This window comes from Streptomyces cinnabarinus, assembly GCF_027270315.1.
In the GTDB taxonomy this organism is placed as follows: domain Bacteria; phylum Actinomycetota; class Actinomycetes; order Streptomycetales; family Streptomycetaceae; genus Streptomyces; species Streptomyces cinnabarinus.
In genome coordinates, this window is record NZ_CP114413.1 from 3,470,885 (window position 1) to 3,490,202 (window position 19,318).

Below are 19,318 nucleotides of genomic sequence, written 5' to 3' on the forward strand. Positions count from 1 at the left end.
GAGTCGCGACCATGAAGCTGGCGTTCTCCACTCTCGGTGTCCCCGGTCTTCCCCTCGCCGATGTGCTGCGGCTCGCGTCCGCCCACGGCTACCACGGCGTCGAACTGCGCGCACATCCCGAGGAGCCGGTGCATCCGGGGCTCGGTCCGGCGGAACGGGCCGCGGCGGCGGCCGAGTTCAAGGCGGCCGGGATCGAGGTCGTCGGCGTCGCGGGCTACGCCCGGGTGTGCGCCCCGGGCCCCGACGCGCCCGTCGTCGAGGAGATCCGCAAGCTGCTCGACCTCGCCCATGACCTGGGCGCCGGCTTCGTCCGCGTCTTCCCCGGCGCCGAGGACTCCCAGAGCGCCGAGGACGCCGACGCCACGGCCGCCCGCAGGCTCGGCACCGCCGCAGAGTACGCCGCGGACCAGGGCGTACGGATCCTGCTGGAGACGCACGACTCGCACCGCACCGGAGCCGCCGCGATCCGGGTGCTGGGCCTGGTGGGGCACCGGCACGTGGGCTCGCTGTGGGACGTGATGCACACCTGGCTGGGCGGCGAGCAGCCCACGGAGTCGTACGCGGCCCTCTCCCCCTACCTCGGCTATGTCCAGGTCAAGGACATCGCCTCGGCCACCGACACCGCCCCGCTGCCGCTGGGCGCCGGGGTGCTGCCGCTCGCCGAGTGCGTGGAGGTGCTCTCCCGGCACGGCTGGGACGGCTGGCTGTGCTGGGAGTACGAGAAGCGCTGGTACGAGGCGGCGGCGCCGCTGCCGGGTCTGCTGGACGCCGGGCACGACCATCTGGCGCGCCTGCTCAACGAGTCGGCGTAGGACCCTTCGCCGTTCGTTGGTCAGGTAGTTCGTCGGCCAGGTAATTCGTTGGCCATCGGTGCGGGCCTCCGGTTAGCGTCCCCGTCATGATCCCGCCCGCGCCGCCGCGCTCCGTCATGCCCGCATGAGCCTCGCCCGTACCCTCGTCGACGTACGGCCCCTGCGCACCTCCCCCGCCTTCCGGCGGCTGCTGATCGGACGGACCGCCTCCATCCTGGGCAGCTTCATGACCGTGGTGACGGTCATGTTCCAGGTGTGGGACATGACGCACAGCGCGGTCTGGAGCGGTGCGGTGGGGCTCGCGCAGGCGGTGCCGCTGGTGGTGGTCGGGCTGTTCGCCGGGTCGTGGGTGGACCGGGGGGACCGGCGGCGGATCTTCCTCGTGGCGACCATCGGACAGGCGGTCTGCTCGCTGCTGCTGGCGGTGCAGGGCTTCACCGGGAACGTGCCCGTCATCGGGATCCTCGCCCTGGTCGCCGCGGGCTCCTCGTTCGGCGCGGTCGGCGGTCCGGCGGCGGGCGTGTTCGTGCCGCGGCTGCTGCCCAAGGACCAGGTGGCCGCGGGCCTCGCCCTCAACCAGGTCACCGCCCAGTCCATGATGCTGCTCGGCCCGGCGCTCGGTGGCCTGTTCCTCGGCTGGTTCGGCATCGGCTTCTGCTACCTGATCGACGCCCTCAGCTTCGGCCTGGCCTTCTACGGCGCCTTCGGCCTGCCCGCGCTGCCGCCCGAGGGCGAGCCGGCGCGGGCGGGGCTGCACGGCGTGCTGGACGGACTGCGCTTCCTGGGCGGGCACCGGGTGGTGCGCGGGGCGCTGATCACCGACCTCGCGGCGACCGTGCTGGCGATGCCGATGAGCCTGTTCCCGCTGGTCAACGAGGAGCGCTTCGGCGGCAGTCCGCGCACCCTCGGTCTGTTCCTGTCCGCCCTCGCGGTCGGCGGGGTCACCGCCACGGCCTTCTCCGGGCGGCTGACCCGGCTGGCCCGCCCCGGCGCGGTGATGCTCTGGGGGGCCGCGATCTGGGGCGTGGCGCTCGCCCTGTTCGGGCTGACCAGCAGCGCCTGGGCGGGGCTCGGGCTGCTGGTGGTGGCGGGTGCGGCGGACTCCGTGTCGGTGCTGTCCCGGACGACGATCGTCCAGACCCGGACCCCGGACGCCCTGTTGGGCCGGGTGACCGCCGCCGAGCAGATCGTCGGCCAGGCGGGGCCGCACCTGGGCAATCTGCGCGGCGGTGTGGTGGCCGGCTGGACGTCCGGAGCGACCGCCCTGCTCACCGGCGGCCTGCTGTGCGTGCTGGCGGTGGCCTACGTCGCCACGGCCACTCCGGAGCTGCGGGACGGCACCACGCCGGAGTGAGCCGGGCTCACAGGCCGGCTCACCCTGCGGCTCACAGGCCGGCGCGCAGGGCGGTGAACTCCTCGTGGAAGCCGGGGAAGGTCTTGCGGACGCAGCCGGGGTCGTCGAAGGAGATGCCCGGGACGCGGAGGCCGGTGACGGCGAAGGACATGACGATGCGGTGGTCGCCGTAGGTCTTGATCTCCGCGCCGGCGGGGGCGGCGCCCGGGTGGATCTCGATCCAGTCGGGACCGGTCTCCACCCGCACCCCCAACCGCCGCAGATTCTCCGCGCAGGCCTCCAGGCGGTCGCACTCCTTCACCCGGGTGTTGGCGACGTCCTCGATGCGCACCGGGCCCGAGGCGAAGGGGGCGAGGGCGGCGAGGGTGGGCATGGTGTCGGAGATGTCCCGCATGTTGACGGTGAGGCCACGCAGTTCGCCGGTGCCGCGGACGGTCGTGCGGTCCGCGCCGATCTCCACCTCGGCGCCCATCCGGCGCAGTACGTCGACGAAGCCCAGGTCGCCCTGGAGCGCGCCCTCGCCGAGGCCCGGGACGGTCACCTCGCCGCCGGAGAGGGCCGCGGCGGCGAAGAAGTAGCTGGAGGTGGAGGCGTCGGGTTCGATGGCGTAGGTGGTGGCGCGGTAGCCGCCCGGCGGGACGACGAAGTCCTTGCCCTCCCGGGCCACCTCCACCCCGAACGCCCGCATCATCGCGAGGGTGATCTCGACGTACGGCACCGAGACCAGGTCGGTGACATGGATGCGCAGGCCCTTCTCGGTGAGCGGGCCGAGCAGCAGCAGGGCGGTCAGGTACTGCGAGGACTGTCCGGCGTCCAGCGTCACCTCGCCGCCGGTGACCCCGGCCGCCCGCACGGTCAGTGGGTGGTGGCCGTCCCGCTCCTCGTGCCGCAGGTCCACGCCCAGCTCGCGCAGGGCCCGGGTGAGCGGCAGCAGCGGGCGGCGGCGCATCTGCTCGGAGGCGTCGAAGCGGTAGGTGCCGTGGCCGGCGGCGGCCAGCGTCGGCAGGAAGCGGGCGGTCGTCGCGCCGTCCCGGCAGTAGACGTCCGCCTCGGCGACCGCGGGGCCCTGTGGGCGGCCGTCCACCTGCCAGCTGTCCGGGGTCCGGCCGACGCGATAGCCGAGCCGGGTCAGCCCTTCGGCGAAGCCCTCGGTGTCGTCCGACCGCAGCGGCCGTACGAGGGTGGTGACTCCGTCGGCCGCCGCCGCCAGGAAGAGGGCGCGCGCGGTGATGGACTTGGAACCGGGAATGTCGGCAACTGGCATGACCCCAATGATCGCCCGCAGCGGCTCCACCGCGCCGGGAAGTCCACGAGATGGACCACGGATCGTCAGGCCGCGGCCATGTCACCGGGGACGGAACGGACCGGTCCGGGGGGCGCCGACGGGGCTGTGCGGAGCACCTCGCGACCGGTATGTCCTCCGATGCGGAACGGGCCGGTCCGGCGGGCGCAGGACAGTACCGCGCAGAGCGACTCCCGGTCGGTCAGTCCGCGGCCATGCCCTCCGGTGCAGAACCGGCCGGCCCGGCGCAGCACAGGACCGCGCAGAGCGACTCCCGGTCGGTCAGTCCGTGGCCATGTCGTCCGGGGCGGAGCGGGCCAGGCCGGCCAGGGTGGAGAGGGCCGTGGCGAGGGTGTCCGTGCGGGGGGTGGCGAGGCCCAGGCGGATCGCGTTCGGGGCGTGCGCGTCGCCGACGGTGAACGCGGCTGCGGGGGGTACGCCGATGCCGTAGCGGGCGGCCGCGGCGACGAAGGTGTCGGCGCGCCAGGGGCGGGGCAGCCGCCACCAGCAGTGGTAGGAGCGCGGGTCCGTGCGCACGGCGAAGCCGGACAGGCGGCGGGCCGCGATCTCCTGGCGTGCGGCGGCGTCCCGCTGCTTGGCCCGCACGAGCCGGCGTACGACACCCTCGCGCTGCCAGCGGGCGGCGGCCTCCAGGTTGAAGTGCTGGGCGGTCCAGCCCCCGGAGCGCAGCGCGGCGGCGATGTCGTCGAGCAGGAGCCCCGGCGCCACCACCAGACCGAGGGAGAGCCCGGGGGCGACGCGCTTGGAGAGGCTGTCGACGAGGACCGTCCGCTCGGGCACCAGGGCGGCCAGCGGGGGCAGTTCGTCCCTCAGGAAGGCCCAGATGGTGTCCTCGATCACGGGGAGGTCCAGGCGTCTGAGCACATCGGCCAGCCGGTGTGTTCGGGGCTCGGGCATCGTCAGAGACAGGGGGTTGTGGAGCACCGGCTGGGCGTAGACGGCGTGCAGCGCACCGGCCCGGTGGGCCTCCTCCACGGCTTCCGGGACGAGTCCGTCGTCGTCCATGGCGAGCGGGACCAGCGTGATGCCCAGCCGACCCGCGATCGCCTTGACCACGGGGTACGTCAGCTCCTCCACCCCGAGCCGGGCGCCGGGCGGGACCAGGGCGGCGAAGACCGCGGAGAGCGCCTGGCGGCCGTTCCCGGCGAACAGCACCCGCGCCGGGTCGGGGCGCCAGCCGCCTCGGGTGAGCAGATCGGCGGCGGCCTCCCGGGCGGCGGGATGACCGGCGGGGCCGACCGGGCGCAGGGCGTCCTGGAGGACGTCGGTACGCAGCAGGCCCTCAAGGCCGGCGGCGAGCAGCGCCGACTGCTCGGGCACGACCGGGTAGTTGGACTCCAGGTCGATCCGGCTCCCCGCGGGTTCGCCGAGCGCGGGCGGGTCGGTGGGGGCGGCGGAGCGCACGAAGGTGCCGCGGCCCACCTCGCCGACGGTCAGTCCGCGGCGGCCGAGTTCCTGGTAGACGCGGGTGGCGGTGGAGTTGGCGATGCCGTACCGCCGGGCGAAGGCGCGCTGCGGGGGAAGCCGGTCGCCCGGCTTGAGGGCGCCGGACCTGATCTCCGCGGCCACCTCGTCGGCGACGCTCCGGTAGTCCCGCACGGCAACGCTCCCCTCGGCTTCCGATCCTCGGCTCAGGTGATCGCCCACCCAACCACAGAATTGCACCGAGAGCAATATCGCCATTGCATCGAGGCAATACCTCTCCATAGACTCCGAGAGTCAGTGCATTGCCTGGCGCGGCACAAAGTGACAGCGACAACGGGGAGAGTCCGTCATGGTCGAACCGAGCGGAGTCCTCGGTGTGTTCGTCATCGCCCTCGGCATGGTGCTCACCCCCGGACCGAACATGCTCTACCTCGTCTCGCGCAGCATCACCCAGGGCAGACGCGCCGGGGTGATCTCCCTCGGCGGGGTGGCGGTCGGCTTCCTGGTCTATCTGACGGCCGCGAACCTCGGCCTGTCGGTCGTCTTCTACGCGGTCCCCCAGCTGTACGTCGCGGTGAAGCTGGCCGGCGCCTGCTACCTCGGCTGGCTCGCCTGGAGCGCGCTGAAGCCGGGCGGGATCTCGGTGTTCGCGCCGAAGGACGTACCGCCCGACTCGCCGCGCAGACTGTTCACGATGGGCCTGGTGACGAATCTGCTCAACCCGAAGATCGCCATCATGTACCTGTCCCTGATCCCGCAGTTCATCGATCCGCAGGCGGGCCATGTCCTGGTCCAGGGGCTGCTGCTGGGCTCGGTGCAGATCGCGGTCGCCGTGACGGTCAACCTCTCCATCGTGCTGGCGGCCGGCACCATCGCCGTGTTCCTGGCCCGCCGCCCCGGCTGGCTGCGGACGCAGCGGTACGTCATGGGCACCGTACTCGGCGGGCTCGCGGTGTCCCTGGCCGTGGACACCTCGGGACCGGCGAAGGCGAACTGACGCCGCGCCAGTCGCCCCGTACACCGCCCCAATCGCCCCGTCCGACTCCCGCGCACCGACTTCCGGAATTCCGCGGGCAAGCGGGAACCCGCCCCCACCCGCGCCCGTCCAAACGGCAGCTGTCGGAGAGTCACCACGGTGCGGTGTCGGCCTCGCTGCTGGCTGCGAACGCTGACCCACCCTCTCCGCCGCGCCGCGGCCGACAGCGATCCGCCATCGGCGCGCCCCCCTCCAACAGCGCCGATGGCGGACCCCCAGTTACCCGGCCACGGCCACGGTCCGCGTTAATGTGCACTCTCTTGACTGGCAGAAACTTCCCGGATATTGGTGATTCCTCGGAAGTTTCTTTCAGCGGAACCCCTCTGAAGCCTCTTCAGCGGATCACCTCCGGAAGGAGCGCACGTGCCCTCCAGACGCACCGTCCTCGCCGCCACGGCGGGAGTCGCCGCCACGCTCGCCGCGGGCGGCACGGCATACGCGGACGACTCCCACGCGCACGACAGGAAGCTCCGCTCCCTCATCTCCCGTATGACCCTTGAGGAGAAGGTCGGCCAGCTCTTCGTGATGCGGGTCTACGGCCACTCCGCCACCGCCCCCGACCAGGCCGACATCGACGCCAACCTCAAGGAGATCGGCGTCCGCACGGCGGCCGAACTGCTCGCCAAGTACCGCGTGGGCGGCATCATCTACTTCGCCTGGGCGCACAACACCCGTGACCCGCACCAGATCGCGGACCTGTCCAACGGCATCCAGAAGGCGTCCCTGGAGCTTCCGCGCGGGCTGCCGGTGCTGGTCTCCACCGACCAGGAGCACGGCATAGTCGCCCGCGTGGGCGAGCCCGCCACCCTCTTCCCGGGCGCGATGGCCATCGGCGCGAGCGGCTCGCGCACCGACGCCCGCACCCTCGGCCGGATCGCCGGGAAGGAACTGCGCGCGCTGGGCATCCGGCAGAACTACTCCCCCGTCGCCGATGTGAACGTCAACCCCGCCAACCCGGTCATCGGCGTCCGCTCCTTCGGCTCCGACCCGAGTGCGGTCTCCCGTATGGTCGCTGCCGAGGTCGTGGGCTACCAGCGCTCCTCGGTCGCGGCGACCGCCAAGCACTTCCCCGGGCACGGCGACACGGCCGTGGACAGCCACTACGGCTTCCCGGTCATCACCCACACCCGGGCCCAGTGGGACCAGCTGGACGCGCCTCCCTTCCGGGCGGCGATCGAGGCGGGCATCGACTCGATCATGACCGCGCACATCATGGTCCCGGCGCTGGACGACTCCGGCGACCCGGCCACCCTCTCCCGCCCGATCCTCACCGGCATCCTGCGCGAGGAACTCGGCTACGACGGGGTCGTGGTCACCGACTCCCTCGGCATGGAGGGCGTGCGCACCAAGTACGGGGACGACCGGGTCCCGGTACTGGCGCTCAAGGCGGGCGTGGACCAGCTGCTGAACCCGCCGAACCTGGACGTCGCCTGGAACGCCGTGGTGAAGGCGGTGCGGGACGGCGAGCTGACCGAGGCGCGGCTGGAGGAGTCGATCCTGCGGGTGCTGCGGCTGAAGGCGAAGCTGGGGCTCTTCGGCAGTCCCTACGTGAGCCACCGGGGCGTGGACCGCACGGTCGGCATCCCGGACCATCTGGCGGCGGCCGACCGGGTCGCGGAGCGCACCACGACCCTGCTGGTCAACGAGGGCGGACTGCTGCCGCTCTCCGCCACCGACCACCCGAGGCTCCTGGTGGTCGGCGCCGACCCGGCCTCCCCGTCCGGCACCACGGGCCCGCCGACCGGTGTCCTCGCGGGCACCCTCACCGAACTCGGCTTCACGGCAACCGCGCTGTCCACCGGCACGGCGCCCTCCGCGGCGACCATCGCGAGGGCGGTGGCGGCGGCGGGGGACGCGGACGCGGTGGTTGTGGGCACGTACAACGTGACGGCGACGAGCAGCCAGAAGACCCTGGTCGCCCAGCTCCTCGCGACCGGGAAGCCGGTGGTGGCGGTGGCGATCCGCAACCCCTACGACGTCGCCCACCTGCCCTCCGTCCGGGGCCTGGTGGCCTCCTACTCCTGGACCGATGTCGAACTGCGGGCGGCGGCCCGGGTGATCGCCGGCGCGGTGAACCCGGGCGGACGGCTGCCGGTGCCGGTGCAGCGGGCCGACGATCCGAGCCGGGTGCTGTATCCGGTGGGGCACGGGCTGTCGTATCGGGCGTAGCGCCGATACGCCACCACCCCCGCGCAGGACCCCGAACGGGCCCAAAGCGGCCCGTATGTCTGGCGTGCGCCCGCCGCGGCGGGCCACGCTGGATCCGGGGGAAGTGGGGGGAGCGCGATGCGTTTGAGACATGCCGTGGGGGCGGCGCTGCTGGCGGCCGTGCTGGTGACGGGCTGCCAGTCGGGGGGAACCGGCGAGGAGGACGCACACCTGGGCGAGAACGCCCCGGCGTCTCCGGCCCGGACCAAACCACCCTCGGGGTACGGCACGGTGTTCCTGGGGGTCGACGAGTGCAGTTCCTTCGGGACGACCAGCTTCACCGAGGTGCCGTGCGGCGGGGAGCGGGCTGCGGCCCGGGTAGTGGCCCGCTTCGACGGCACCGTCGGCGACGGCCCGCCCTGTCCCGGCACCACCGACTTCGTGCTGCACATCAGCGAACAGAGCCCCTCGGACGAGGACGGCGACGGTGCGGTCCCCCAGGGCTACGCCTGCATGCGCAACCTCGCCCCGCCCCACCCCGGCGACCCCGGCTCCGGCGGCGGCCCCCGCACGATCGTCGGGGACTGCGTCTACAACTCCGGCGGCCGCCAGGTCCGCGAGACCTCCTGCGACGGCAAGGGCGAGAAGAAGCCCCAGTACAGGGTCGTGAAGGCGGTCACCGAACGCTCCCGGTGCCCGGTCTCGACGGCCCTGTACGTGCAGTTGGGCGGCGAGCGTCCGGTGGGCTGCGCGCGGCCGCTGTGAGCGGCTGACGGGGCACGCGGACGGCCCACCCGGCATGCGGCATATGCCAGGTTCACGGACAGTGGCGTCGTGACCTCTCTGACTCGGATCCCCCTGAAGGGTGGGGGCTCGCTGCTGGTGGAAGAGCCGGGCCCGCCGGACGCGGGGCCGGTGAAGGCCGGCCGGATCGGCGACACCGTGCGCGAGCTTCCCGGCACCCTGGAGGGCGCCCTGGAGCCGGTCACGCAGGCCGCCCGCGCCGCCCTCGCGTCGCTGCGCAAGGCCCGCCCCGACGAGATCACCGTCGAGTTCGGCGTGGACCTCGCCTTCGAGGCCGGGGCCGTGATCACCAAGAGCCAGGCGGGCTGCCATCTGAAGGTGACCGTCACCTGGAGGGACGAGGACTCCGCCGGGGCAGCGCCATGACCGGCGCGCCACCGACGCCGGGCGAGCCGGTCCCCTCCGAGCTGCCGATGTCGGTGGCACAGATCCTCGGGCCGGACGGCGAGGTCGCCGGAACCGGGTTCCTGGTGGCCGAGGGACTGCTGGTCACCTGTGCGCACGTCGTCGAGGCGGCCGGGGGCGGCCCCGGCACGGAGATCCTGCTCTCCTTCCCGCACCTGGCGGACGCCGACGAGCCGACGGGCACCGTCCTCCCCGACCTGTGGCGTTCCGCGCAGGGCGAGGACGTGGCCTTCGTCCGGCTGAGCGGGACCCCGGCCGGCGCCCGCGTCCTGCCCCTCGGCTCCGCGGAGGGCCGCGGCGGCCACAAGGTGCGCTCCTTCGGGTTCCCCGCACAGGCCCCGCCGGAAGGACACCTCGGGTTCGGCGAGGTCGGCGACCTGCTGCCCGCCGTGGACGGCCGGGGAGCGCTGCTCCAGCTCACCAACGCCAACGATCTGACCACCGGATTCAGCGGCGGACCCGTCTTCGACGAGGTGACCGGCCTGGTCATCGGCATGCTCACCGAGATCACCGCGCCGGACCTGTACGAACGGGGTCTGGCCATCGCGTACGCCACGCCCACCGACGCACTGCGGGAGATCCTGCCGGAGCTGGCCGAGCGCGAGGTGTGCCCGTACCGGGGCTTGGAGCCGTTCACCGCCGAGCACGCCCGGTGGTTCCAGGGCCGGTCGGAGGCGGTACGGCAGGTGGTGGCGAACCTGGCCCGGCAACGGCGGCTGACGCTGCTGCTCGGCCCTTCGGGCTCGGGCAAGTCCTCGCTGATCCAGGCGGGCGTGCTGCGTGAGCTGGCGGAGGGCGAACTGCCGGGCAGCGACCGGTGGCTGCCGGTGGTGGCCCGGCCGAGGCAGGACATGCTCGCCGAGATCGAGCGGGCCGGACTGCCCGGGGCGAGCCGGGACGGCATCCCGGCGGCGGTCAACCGGAGGCTCGCGGCCGAGCCGGAGTACCACCGCGTCCTGCTGGTCATCGACCAGTTCGAGGAGCTGCTGGTGCAGAGCACCGACGGCCGGCTGGGGAGACTCCTGGACGCCATCGACGAGGTCACCTCGGCCGCCGACGCCTACACCAAGATCACCCTGATCCTGATCATGCGGGACGACTTCTACCCGCAACTGGCGGCGCTGGCCCCCAAGTTGCTGGAAGCCGCCATGCCGGGCCTGCTCAACGTGCCGGGCACGCTCAGCCACCAGGACCTGCACCACATCATCGTCCACCCCGCCAAGGACGTGGGGCTGCGCTTCCAGCCGGGGCTGCCCGAGCAGATCGTCAGCGACGTCCTGGAGACGACGCCCGAAGCCTCCCTCACCCGCCAGGCGCCCGCCACCGCCCTGCCCCTGCTGGAGATGACGCTCAAACAGCTGTGGGAGCGGCGCCACGACGGGTACCTCACACACGAGGCGTACCGGCGCATCGGAGGGGTCAACGGCAGCGTGGCCACCTGGTGCGACGACGCGCTGGACAAGATGTCCGCCGAGCAACAGGACATCGCCCGGCGGGCCCTGACGTCCCTGGTCCACCCCACCGACCCCAGCCACAACATCAAGGCCGTACGCTCCCAGGTCCCCCTCGACGAGCTGCGGGACCTCGCGGCCGACCCGAGCAGGACCGGCGGGCAGGAGGTGGTCGACTCCGTCATCGCGGCGCTCGCCCGCAGCCGCATCATCACCACCCAGACGCAACGGGAGCCGGAGGGCCCCGACGCCCCGCACGGGGAGCCGGTGGCCGAGCTGATCCACGAGGCGCTCATCCGCGACTGGGGCACGCTGAGCGACTGGATCGACGAGGAGCACCGCTTCCAGGACTGGCTGCACCGCACCAAGGAACGCCAGTCCCGCTGGGCCGAGATGAGGGACCCCGGCGACCTGCTCGGCGGAACGGCGCTGGCGGAAGGCGTAGAGCTGGCCCGGAAGCGGCGACTGCCCTCGGACATCGCGGAGTTCCTGGCGGCGAGCCGGCAGCGGCAGCGGTCCTCGATCCGGCGGAGCCGGGTGCTCAACGGGGTCCTCGGCGGGGTGCTGGCCCTGGCACTGCTCGCGATGGTGGGTGCGGTCTGGGAGTGGGTCAGGGTGGGCAACGCCAAGGAACGGGCGCTGTCGCGGGAGATCGCCGCGGAGTCCGGCGAACTCCTCGGCACGGATCCGGAACTCGCGGCGTTGCTGGCGGTCAAGGCGTACCGCACCAGTCGGACGTCCGAGGCGATCGACAGCCTGGGCAGCGCGGCGGCTCTGGCGAAGCACGACCGTCTGTCCGGGCACACCGACGAGGTGCGTGCGGTGGCGTACAGCCCGGACGGCCGGTTCTTCGCGAGCGCGGCCGCCGACAACACCGTCCGGCTGCGGAACGCGACCACGATGAGGACCCGCTCGAGTTTCGTCGCGCACGACAACGCGTTGCACGCGATCGCCTTCCACCCCGAGCGCCAGATCCTGGCGACCGCCGGTGCCGACCGGGTCGTCCGCCTGTGGAATCCGGCCACCGGCAAGCACCTCAGGACACTCGGAGGACACACCGACCAGGTCAGGGCGGTGGCCTTCCAGCCCACGGGCGACGTCCTCGCGACCGCCGGTGACGACGGAACCGTCCGTCTGTGGAACCCGGTCACCGGAAAGCACCTCAGAACACTGCGAGGCCACACGGGGCCCGTGAGGGCCGTGGCCTTCCGCCCCGAGAACAATGTCATCGCGACCGCCGGTGACGACAAGACTGTCCGCCTGTGGAACCCGGAGACCGGCAAGCACCTCACCACCGTCAAGGGCCATACGCTGCCGGTGACCTCGGTGGTGTTCAGCCCGAGCGGCGACACCCTCGCCACCGCCGACGGCTACGAGGCCCACCTCAGGGATCCGGCCACCGGCGAGAGCCCGGGTGCGCTGTCGGACACGGCCTCCCTGATCGCCTTCAGCCCGGACGGCGAGACCTTCGCCACCGCCACCGACCGGTTCGTGCAACTGTGGGACACGGACACCCGCGCACCTCGTGCCACCTTCGCCGGTCATGCCAACAACGTGCTCGGGCTGGGATTCAGCCCGGACAGCAAGAGCCTCGCCACCGCGGGCCGCGACACGACGGTACGCCTGTGGAACGCGAGGGCCGGGCGCGACCGGAGCACCCTGCGGGGACACACCACCTCGGTGTACTGGCTGGCCTTCAGCCCCGACGGCAAGACCATCGCCAGCGCCAGCGCCGACTCCACCGCCCGCTTGTGGGACGCCGCTACGGGGAGCCCCGACAAGGAACTCGCCGAACACAGCGGAGAGGTGAACACGGTGGCATTCCACCCCGACGGCGACATGGTCGCCACGGGAAGCGACGACGAAAGCCTGCGTCTGTGGGACACCGAAACCGGAATCAGCCAACCGCCTCTTACCGACCACGGCTCTCCGGTGCGCGCGGCGGCCTTCAGCCCCGACGGCAAGAACCTGGCCACCGGGGGTGAGGACGGAACCGTCCTGCTGAGGAACGCGGACACCGGCAGGGCTCGTGGCCGCCCGGTCGACGCACACTCCGACATCGTCTTCGACATGACGTTCAGTCCCGACAGCCGGGTTCTCGCCACGGCGGGCGCGGACTCGACGGCAAAACTCTGGGACCGGAACGGACAACTTCTCAATACACTCACCGGCCACAATGCCGCCGTGATCTCCGTAGCGTTCAGCCCCGACGGCGGCACCGTCGCGACGGCGAGCAGTGACGGAACCGTCCGCCTGTGGAATGCGGCGAACGGCCGATCGATCGCCGCTCTGACCGAGCACTCGGGAGCCGTGTTGGCCGTGGCGTTCCACCCTGACGGCGACCTCCTCGCCACCGGCAGCGAGGACGGCACCGTCCGGCTGTGGGACAGGGACAGCGGCAAGCCCCGCAGGACACTGCTCGGCAGCCTCAGTGGTGTGAACCACGTGACGTTCAGCCCCGACGGCAGCCGTCTCGCCACCGCGGGCGTCGACGGGACCGGACGGCTGTGGGAGGACATCGCCACCTCCCCCGAACCCGAGACGATCATGGAGCAGATCTGCCGCACCTTCCACCGCGACCTCACCCCGCAGGAACGCCAGGCCTACCTCCACGACGAGGACTCCGACGCCTCCGTCTGCCGCTGACGCACCGACGGCGGGCCCCGAAGGACCCGCCGCCTGCACAACACCACGAACCTCAGGGCGAATTACGGACGCAGCGTCCGCTCCACCGCCCGCTTGTCCAGCTTCGCGTCGAATTTCGCCAGTGGCTTCGCCGTCGACGGGTTCGACTGGACGGAGGACGAGGCCACGCCCGCCCACTCCAGGATCCGGGCCGTGGCCAGGGCCTTCTCGTCGGCCACCAGGCCGTCCACGCGGGCGCCGTGGTTCGCGCCGGGAGCCGTGAGGACGTACGAGTCACGGGCGCCCTTGCCGAGGCGGAACTGCTCCGCGCCCCACGGGTCGTTCTCGCCGTAGACGAAGAGCATGTGGCGCGCGTTGTGGCGGACCCAGGTGTCGACGTCCCGCATGGCGCTCGGCTGGAACGTCATCGGGATCGAGCGCGGCACGAAGTTCCGCGGCGGCAGGTAGCCGTAGCGGATGTACTTCTTCTCGATGTGCGGGAACACGATCGTCGGGGCGCCGAGCTGGGTGCCCGCCTGGTAGTAGTACGGCGTGTACGGCTCCAGGCCCTGGTCGGTGTAGAAGCTGAACCCCGCGATGGTGTCGATGGAGTTCCAGATGTCGTCGTCCGTCGCGTTCTTCGCGTCCGCCGGGATCGTGTCGCAGTCCGCCAGCAGGCTGTACTGCCAGAAGCCCCAGACGTAGTCGAGCACCGTCGCCTCGTACGCCTTGTCCAGGCTGCCCACGGTGTCGAAGGTGTAGCCGTTCTCCGCCGCGTAGGCGGCGTAGCGCTGCTCCAGCGGCTCACGGCGGACCAGGGCCTCGCGCTGGACGCCGTTCAGGCGGTCACGGCACTCCTTGGTGCCGACGTTCGCGAAGAAGTCGTCGTAGGCCGAGTCCTCCTTGTTCACCACGTCGTTGGGGGCGACGTAGGCGACCACGCCGTCCATGTCACGCGGGTAGAAGCGCTCGTAGTACGTGGCGGTCATGCCGCCCTTCGAGCCGCCCGTGGAGATCCACTTCTTGTCGTAGACCGGCTTGAGCGCCTTGAAGATGCGGTGCTGGTCGCTCGCCGCCTGCCAGATGTCGAGCTTCGTCCAGTCGGCGGGGGCCGGGCGGGACGGGGTGAAGAAGCGGTATTCCATGGAGATCTGGTTGCCGTCCACGATCTGGGTCGGCTCGCGCCGGCTCGGGTTCGTGGAGACGTTGTAGCCTCCGGTGTAGAAGACCGTCGGGCGGCTGACGTCCTTGTGCAGCACGGTGATGCGCTGCTGGAACGTGCCCTTGGACGGGCGCCGGTGGTCCACCGGCTGGGTGTAGTTGAGGACGAAGAAGCGGTAGCCGGTGTACGGCTTCTCCTCCACCAGGCTCATGCCCGGTATGGCGAGCAGCCGGTCCTTGATGTCGGTGGCCTCCGGCTGGGCGGCGGTGGCCGCCCCTGCCGTGCTCAACGTGCCTATGAGCACCGTGAGCGCCAGCAGCCATCTGAGCGCCTTGCGCATGCACCCTCCCCTGTGAGTTCAGATGTGCGCCCGGAAGCTATCGGAGCAACTGACGATCACACCAGAGGAGTTACCGACAAAAGCGGTCACAGACCGAATCTGATCAGCACAGAGCTCAGCACAGAATCCAGCCCGACGCGCCCGATCCGCCGCCCACCCGGCCCGTCACCTTCACGCAGCGATGGCCCGCGTACACCGACACCGTGAGCGTCTTGCGCTTGTGCTTGCCCGAGTAGGGCACCGGACGGTGGCCGCGCGCCTGCACGCTGACCGCCATCGTCCGCTTCCGGCCGGGGTTCTTGGCGAGGGTGAAGGCGCACACCGTTCCGCCGCTCCGGTAGACCTGCACGGAACCCGTGGAGAACGGCACGGTGCGCACCTTGCGGCCGGGGCAGGACGTCCCGGCGGCCTGTGCCTCGCCCGGCGCCGCGACGGCCAGCAGCCCGGACGCGATCAGCAGCGCCAGTCCGGTCCCCAGCCGTCGGCGTATCGCACCACTGTCCACTGTGTCGTCCTCCCCGTACCCCGGCGATGAGCGTACTGATGTACGGACGCCTGACGTACACCGGACGGTTGCGTGCCGACCCTCACGCGAGCTCGACGCCGACCGGTTCCCCGATGAAGGTCCGCCACAGCTCGGCGTACCGGCCGCCGAGGGCCAGCAGCTCGTCGTGGGTGCCGTCCTCGGCGACCCGCCCGTGCGCCATGACCACAACGCGGTCCGCGCGGGCGGCCGTTGTCAGCCGGTGCGCCACCACCAAGGTCGTACGACGGCCCGCCAGGCGGTCCGTCGCCTGGTTGACCTGCGCCTCCGTCGCCAGGTCCAGGGCGGCCGTCGCCTCGTCGAGGAGCAGGACGTCGGGGTCGACGAGTTCGGCGCGGGCCAGCGCGATCAGCTGGCGCTGACCGGCCGAGAGGTTGCGGCCGCGCTCGGCGACCTCGTGCAGATAGCCCCCGTCGAGGGTGGCGATCATCTCGTGGGCGCCCACCGCGCGGGCCGCCGCCTCCACCTCGGCGTCCGTCGCGTCGGGGCGGCCGTAGGCGATGGCGTCGCGGACGGTGCCCTGGAAGAGGTACGCCTCCTGCGGGACCACGCCGAGCCGGTGCCGGTACGCCGTCATGTCCAGGGCGCGCAGATCGGTGCCGTCGACGGTGACCCGGCCGCCGGTCGGGTCGTAGAACCGGGCGACCAGCTTGACCAGGGTGGACTTCCCGGCGCCGGTCTCGCCGACGAAGGCGACGGTCTGGCCGGCGGGGATGCGCAGGTCTACGTCGCTCAGGGCCTCGTCGGCGCCGTCGGAGGAGCCGTACGCGAAGCTCACATCCTCGAAGGCGATCTCGCCGCGCAGGGAGAGCACGTCCAGCGGCTCGTCGGCGGACTTCGTGGACGTCGGCTCCTGGAGCAGCTCCTGGATCCGGCCGAGCGACACCGTGGCCTGCTGGTAGCCGTCGAAGACCTGGGAGAGCTGCTGGACGGGGGCGAAGAACAGGTCGATGTAGAGCAGGTACGCCACCAGCGCGCCGGTCGTCAGCGTCGCCGCGTCCACCCGGCCCGCGCCCACGATCAGCACGGCGGCCACGGCCACCGACGACAGCAACTGCACGAAGGGGAAGTAGACGGAGATCAGCCACTGGCCCCGGATGCGGGCCTGGCGGTAGCTGTCGCTGCGCTCGGCGAACCGCGCGCCGCCGTCCCGCTCGCGCCGGAAGGCCTGCACGATCCGCAGTCCGGACACCGACTCCTGGAGGTCGGCGTTGACCACCGACACCCGCTCACGGGCCAGCTCGTACGCCTTCACGCTCGCCCTGCGGAAGAAGAAGGTGGCGACGATCAGCGGCGGCAGCGTCGCGAAGACGACCAGCGCCAGCTCCAGGTCGATCACCAGCAGGGCGCCCATGATGCCGAAGAAGGTGACGACCGAGACGAAGGCGGTGACCAGGCCGGTCTGCAGGAACGTCGACAGGGCGTCGACGTCCGTCGTCATCCGGGTCATGATCCGGCCGGTCAGCTCGCGCTCGTAGTAGTCGAGCCCGAGCCGCTGGAGCTGGGCGAAGATCTTCAGCCGCAGCGCGTACAGCACCCGCTCACCGGTGCGCCCGGTCATCAGGGTCTCGCCGATCTGCGCCGCCCACTGCACGCTCACCGCGACCAGCCCGAGCAGGGAGGCCACCCAGACCGCGCCGAGGGCGAGTTCGGAGACCCCGCTGTCGATGCCGTGCCGGATCAGCACCGGCAGCAGCAGTGCGGTGCCCGCGTCCACGGCGACCAGGCCGAGGCTGGCCAGCAGGGGCAGCCCGAAGCCCCGCAGCAGACGCCTGAGGCCGTAGGACTCCTCCGGGGTGACCGCGCGGGCCTCGTCGACGTCCGGGACGTCGGTCGCCGGGGGCAGCGCCTCGACCTGGGCGAGGAGTTCGGGGGTGGCGGGGGCGCCGTCCATCGCGGTGTCGCGCGGGGTGCGCTCGCCCGCCCACAGCCGGGGCGTGATCCCGCGCTCGGCGTCGAACTCGGCGTCCAGCTCGGCCCGTACGGAGGTGTCCTCCTCCTGGGGCGGGGCGGCCGGGGTGTGTCCGGGCGAGACGCCGCCCAGCTCGTCGGGGTCGGTGAGCAGCCGCCGGTACAGGGCGGAGCGCTCCTGGAGCTCCTCGTGGGTGCCGAGGTCGGCGAGTCGGCCGTCGTCGAGGACGGCGATGCGGTCGGCGAGGTTCAGGGTGGAGCGGCGGTGGGCGATCAGCAGGGTGGTGCGGCCCTCCATGACCTGGGCGAGGGCCTCGTGGATCTCGTGCTCCACGCGCGCGTCGACGGCGGAGGTGGCGTCGTCGAGGACGAGCAGGCGCGGGTCGGTGAGGATGGCGCGGGCGAGGGCGACGCGCTGGCGCTGGCCGCCGGAGAGGGTCAGGCCGTGCTCGCCGACCTTGGTGTCGTAGCCCTCGGGCAGCTCGGTGATGAACCGGTCCGCCTGGGCGGCGCGGGCGGCCTGCTCGATCTGCTCGTCGGTGGCGTCGGGGCGGCCGTAGGCGATGTTGGCGCGGACCGTGTCGGAGAAGAGGAAGGAGTCCTCGGGGACCAGGCCGATCGCAGCGCGCAGCGAGTCCAGGGTCAGCTCGCGGACGTCGTGGCCGCCGATGAGGACGGCCCCGTGGGTGACGTCGTAGAAGCGGGGCAGCAGCAGCGAGACGGTGGACTTGCCGGAGCCGGAGGAGCCGACCACGGCGAGGGTCTCGCCGGGGCGGATCTCGAAGGTCAGCCCGCCGAGGACGGGGCTGGTTTTGCCGTTGGCGCCTTCGTACCCGAAGGAGACGTCGTCGAACTCCACGGTCGCGGGGGCGTCGGCGGGGAGTTCCTTGGTGCCGTCCGCCATGGACGGCTCGGTGTCGATCAGCTCCAGGACGCGCTCGGTGCCCGCGCGGGCCTGCTGGGCGACGGTGAGGACCACGGCGAGCATCCGGACCGGGCCGACGAGCTGGGCGAGGTAGGTGGAGAAGGCGACGAAGGTGCCGAGGGTGATGTGTCCGCGTACGGCGAGCCAGCCGCCGACGGCGAGCATGGCGACCTGGCCGAGGGCGGGGACGGCCTGGAGGGCCGGGGTGTACTTGGCGTTGAAGCGGATGGTGCGCAGCCGCCCGGCGAACAGCCGGCGGCCGACATCGCGGAGCTTGCCGGTCTCCTGCTCCTCCTGCCCGAAGCCCTTGACCACCCGGACCCCGCTGACGGCGCCGTCGACGACGCCCGCGACGGCCGCCGCCTGGGCCTGGGCGTACCAGGTGGCGGGGTGCAGCTTGGTGCGGCTGCGCCTGGCGATCCAGCACAGGGCGGGGGCGACGGCCAGCGCGACGGCGGTGAGCGGCAGCGACAGCCAGGCCATGACGACCAGGGAGATCAGGAACAGGGCGAAGTTCCCGATGGTCATCGGGAGCATGAAGAGCAGGCCCTGGATCAGCTGGAGGTCGCTGGTGGCCCGCCCGACGACCTGCCCGGTGGACAGCTCGTCCTGCCGCCGCCCGTCGAGCCGGGTGATCGTCCCGTACATCTCGGTACGGAGATCGTGCTGGACGTCGAGGGCGAGTCGTCCGCCGTAGTAGCGCCGGACGTAGGTGAGCGCGTAGACGATGACGGCCGACCCGATGAGCAGCCCCGCCCACAGGGCCATGCCGCGGGTCTTGTCACCGATCACGTCGTCGATGATCACCTTGGTGATCAACGGCACCAGCGCCATGACGGCCATCCCGGCCAGCGAGGATCCGAGGGCGAGGACGACGTCCTTCGGGTAGCGCCAGGCATACCCCCACAGTCTCCGCGCCCATCCCTGCGCCGCTGCCACGTCCGGCCCCCTCGTGTGATCGTCCACGGACATCCCCAACGTGTTCCGCCCCGGTTTTCATCCCGGGATGAGCATCCGAACGGGGTCCGGCTGAGTATCCGGGCGGAGCCGCCCGGCCGCGGGGCCGGATTTGA

Annotated in this window: 12 protein-coding genes; 7 read left to right on the forward strand and 5 right to left on the reverse strand. The window is 72.1% G+C overall.

Annotation, left to right across the window (positions count from 1 at the left end; genetic code table 11):
* The first annotated feature begins 11 nt into the window (after positions 1 to 11).
* Both STRCI_RS15530 and STRCI_RS15535 read left to right on the forward strand, forming a co-directional pair.
* A complete protein-coding gene (locus STRCI_RS15530; RefSeq protein ID WP_269659544.1) occupies positions 12 to 812 on the forward strand; it encodes a sugar phosphate isomerase/epimerase family protein in 801 nt (266 codons plus the stop codon).
* Positions 813 to 936: 124 nt separating this feature from the next.
* A complete protein-coding gene (locus STRCI_RS15535) occupies positions 937 to 2,166 on the forward strand; it encodes an MFS transporter (protein WP_269659545.1) in 1,230 nt (409 codons plus the stop codon).
* Between the two features lie 31 nt (positions 2,167 to 2,197).
* On the opposite strand, the gene aroA is transcribed toward STRCI_RS15535, so the two are convergent.
* Both aroA and STRCI_RS15545 read right to left on the reverse strand, forming a co-directional pair.
* On the reverse strand, positions 2,198 to 3,430 hold the full coding sequence (gene aroA, locus STRCI_RS15540; RefSeq protein ID WP_269659546.1) for a 3-phosphoshikimate 1-carboxyvinyltransferase: 1,233 nt from the start codon (positions 3,428 to 3,430) through the stop codon (positions 2,198 to 2,200).
* A 300-nt stretch (positions 3,431 to 3,730) separates the two neighbouring features.
* On the reverse strand, positions 3,731 to 5,068 hold the full coding sequence (locus STRCI_RS15545; RefSeq protein ID WP_269659547.1) for an aminotransferase-like domain-containing protein: 1,338 nt from the start codon (positions 5,066 to 5,068) through the stop codon (positions 3,731 to 3,733).
* Between the two features lie 175 nt (positions 5,069 to 5,243).
* Here STRCI_RS15545 and STRCI_RS15550 point away from each other — a divergent pair, with 175 nt between their 5' ends.
* The 5 genes from STRCI_RS15550 to STRCI_RS15570 all read left to right on the forward strand — a co-directional run bounded on the left by STRCI_RS15550 (position 5,244) and on the right by STRCI_RS15570 (position 13,384).
* On the forward strand, positions 5,244 to 5,891 hold the full coding sequence (locus tag STRCI_RS15550) for a LysE family translocator (RefSeq protein ID WP_269659548.1): 648 nt from the start codon (positions 5,244 to 5,246) through the stop codon (positions 5,889 to 5,891).
* Positions 5,892 to 6,293: 402 nt separating this feature from the next.
* Positions 6,294 to 8,099 carry a glycoside hydrolase family 3 protein gene (locus STRCI_RS15555; protein ID WP_269659549.1) on the forward strand — a complete coding sequence of 602 codons (1,806 nt, stop codon included), beginning with the start codon at positions 6,294 to 6,296 and terminating at the stop codon, positions 8,097 to 8,099.
* 117 nt (positions 8,100 to 8,216) lie between these two features.
* Positions 8,217 to 8,843: a hypothetical protein gene (locus STRCI_RS15560; protein WP_269659550.1), complete on the forward strand. Its 627-nt coding sequence runs from the start codon at positions 8,217 to 8,219 to the stop codon at positions 8,841 to 8,843.
* A gap of 69 nt (positions 8,844 to 8,912) precedes the next feature.
* The gene (locus STRCI_RS15565) at positions 8,913 to 9,248 is read left to right on the forward strand and encodes a CU044_2847 family protein (RefSeq protein WP_269659551.1); all 336 of its coding nucleotides are present in this window, start codon (positions 8,913 to 8,915) and stop codon (positions 9,246 to 9,248) included.
* A complete protein-coding gene (locus tag STRCI_RS15570) occupies positions 9,245 to 13,384 on the forward strand; it encodes an nSTAND1 domain-containing NTPase (protein ID WP_269659552.1) in 4,140 nt (1,379 codons plus the stop codon). Before STRCI_RS15565 ends, STRCI_RS15570 begins: the two co-directional genes overlap by 4 nt.
* Before the next feature lie 62 nt (positions 13,385 to 13,446).
* Here STRCI_RS15570 and STRCI_RS15575 read toward each other — a convergent pair whose 3' ends face one another.
* From STRCI_RS15575 to STRCI_RS15585, 3 genes are all read right to left on the reverse strand, one after another.
* A complete protein-coding gene (locus STRCI_RS15575) occupies positions 13,447 to 14,865 on the reverse strand; it encodes a S28 family serine protease (protein WP_269659553.1) in 1,419 nt (472 codons plus the stop codon).
* A 115-nt stretch (positions 14,866 to 14,980) separates the two neighbouring features.
* Positions 14,981 to 15,370 (reverse strand): hypothetical protein, encoded by a 390-nt coding sequence (locus STRCI_RS15580; protein WP_269659554.1) that lies wholly within the window; start codon positions 15,368 to 15,370, stop codon positions 14,981 to 14,983.
* Positions 15,371 to 15,452: 82 nt separating this feature from the next.
* The gene (locus tag STRCI_RS15585; RefSeq protein ID WP_269659555.1) at positions 15,453 to 19,184 is read right to left on the reverse strand and encodes an ABC transporter ATP-binding protein; all 3,732 of its coding nucleotides are present in this window, start codon (positions 19,182 to 19,184) and stop codon (positions 15,453 to 15,455) included.
* Between the last annotated feature and the right edge of the window lie 134 nt (positions 19,185 to 19,318).

Excerpts from the sequence above, each read along its gene's own strand:
- STRCI_RS15535 (WP_269659545.1), top strand. The coding sequence starts at position 937 with ATGAGCCTCGCCCGTACCCTCGTCGACGTACGGCCCCTGCGCACCTCC.
- STRCI_RS15550 (WP_269659548.1), top strand. The coding sequence starts at position 5,244 with ATGGTCGAACCGAGCGGAGTCCTCGGTGTGTTCGTCATCGCCCTCGGC.
- aroA (WP_269659546.1), bottom strand. The coding sequence starts at position 3,430 with ATGCCAGTTGCCGACATTCCCGGTTCCAAGTCCATCACCGCGCGCGCC.
- STRCI_RS15530 (WP_269659544.1), top strand. The coding sequence starts at position 12 with ATGAAGCTGGCGTTCTCCACTCTCGGTGTCCCCGGTCTTCCCCTCGCC.
- STRCI_RS15570 (WP_269659552.1), top strand. The coding sequence starts at position 9,245 with ATGACCGGCGCGCCACCGACGCCGGGCGAGCCGGTCCCCTCCGAGCTG.
- STRCI_RS15575 (WP_269659553.1), bottom strand. The coding sequence starts at position 14,865 with ATGCGCAAGGCGCTCAGATGGCTGCTGGCGCTCACGGTGCTCATAGGC.
- STRCI_RS15560 (WP_269659550.1), top strand. The coding sequence starts at position 8,217 with ATGCGTTTGAGACATGCCGTGGGGGCGGCGCTGCTGGCGGCCGTGCTG.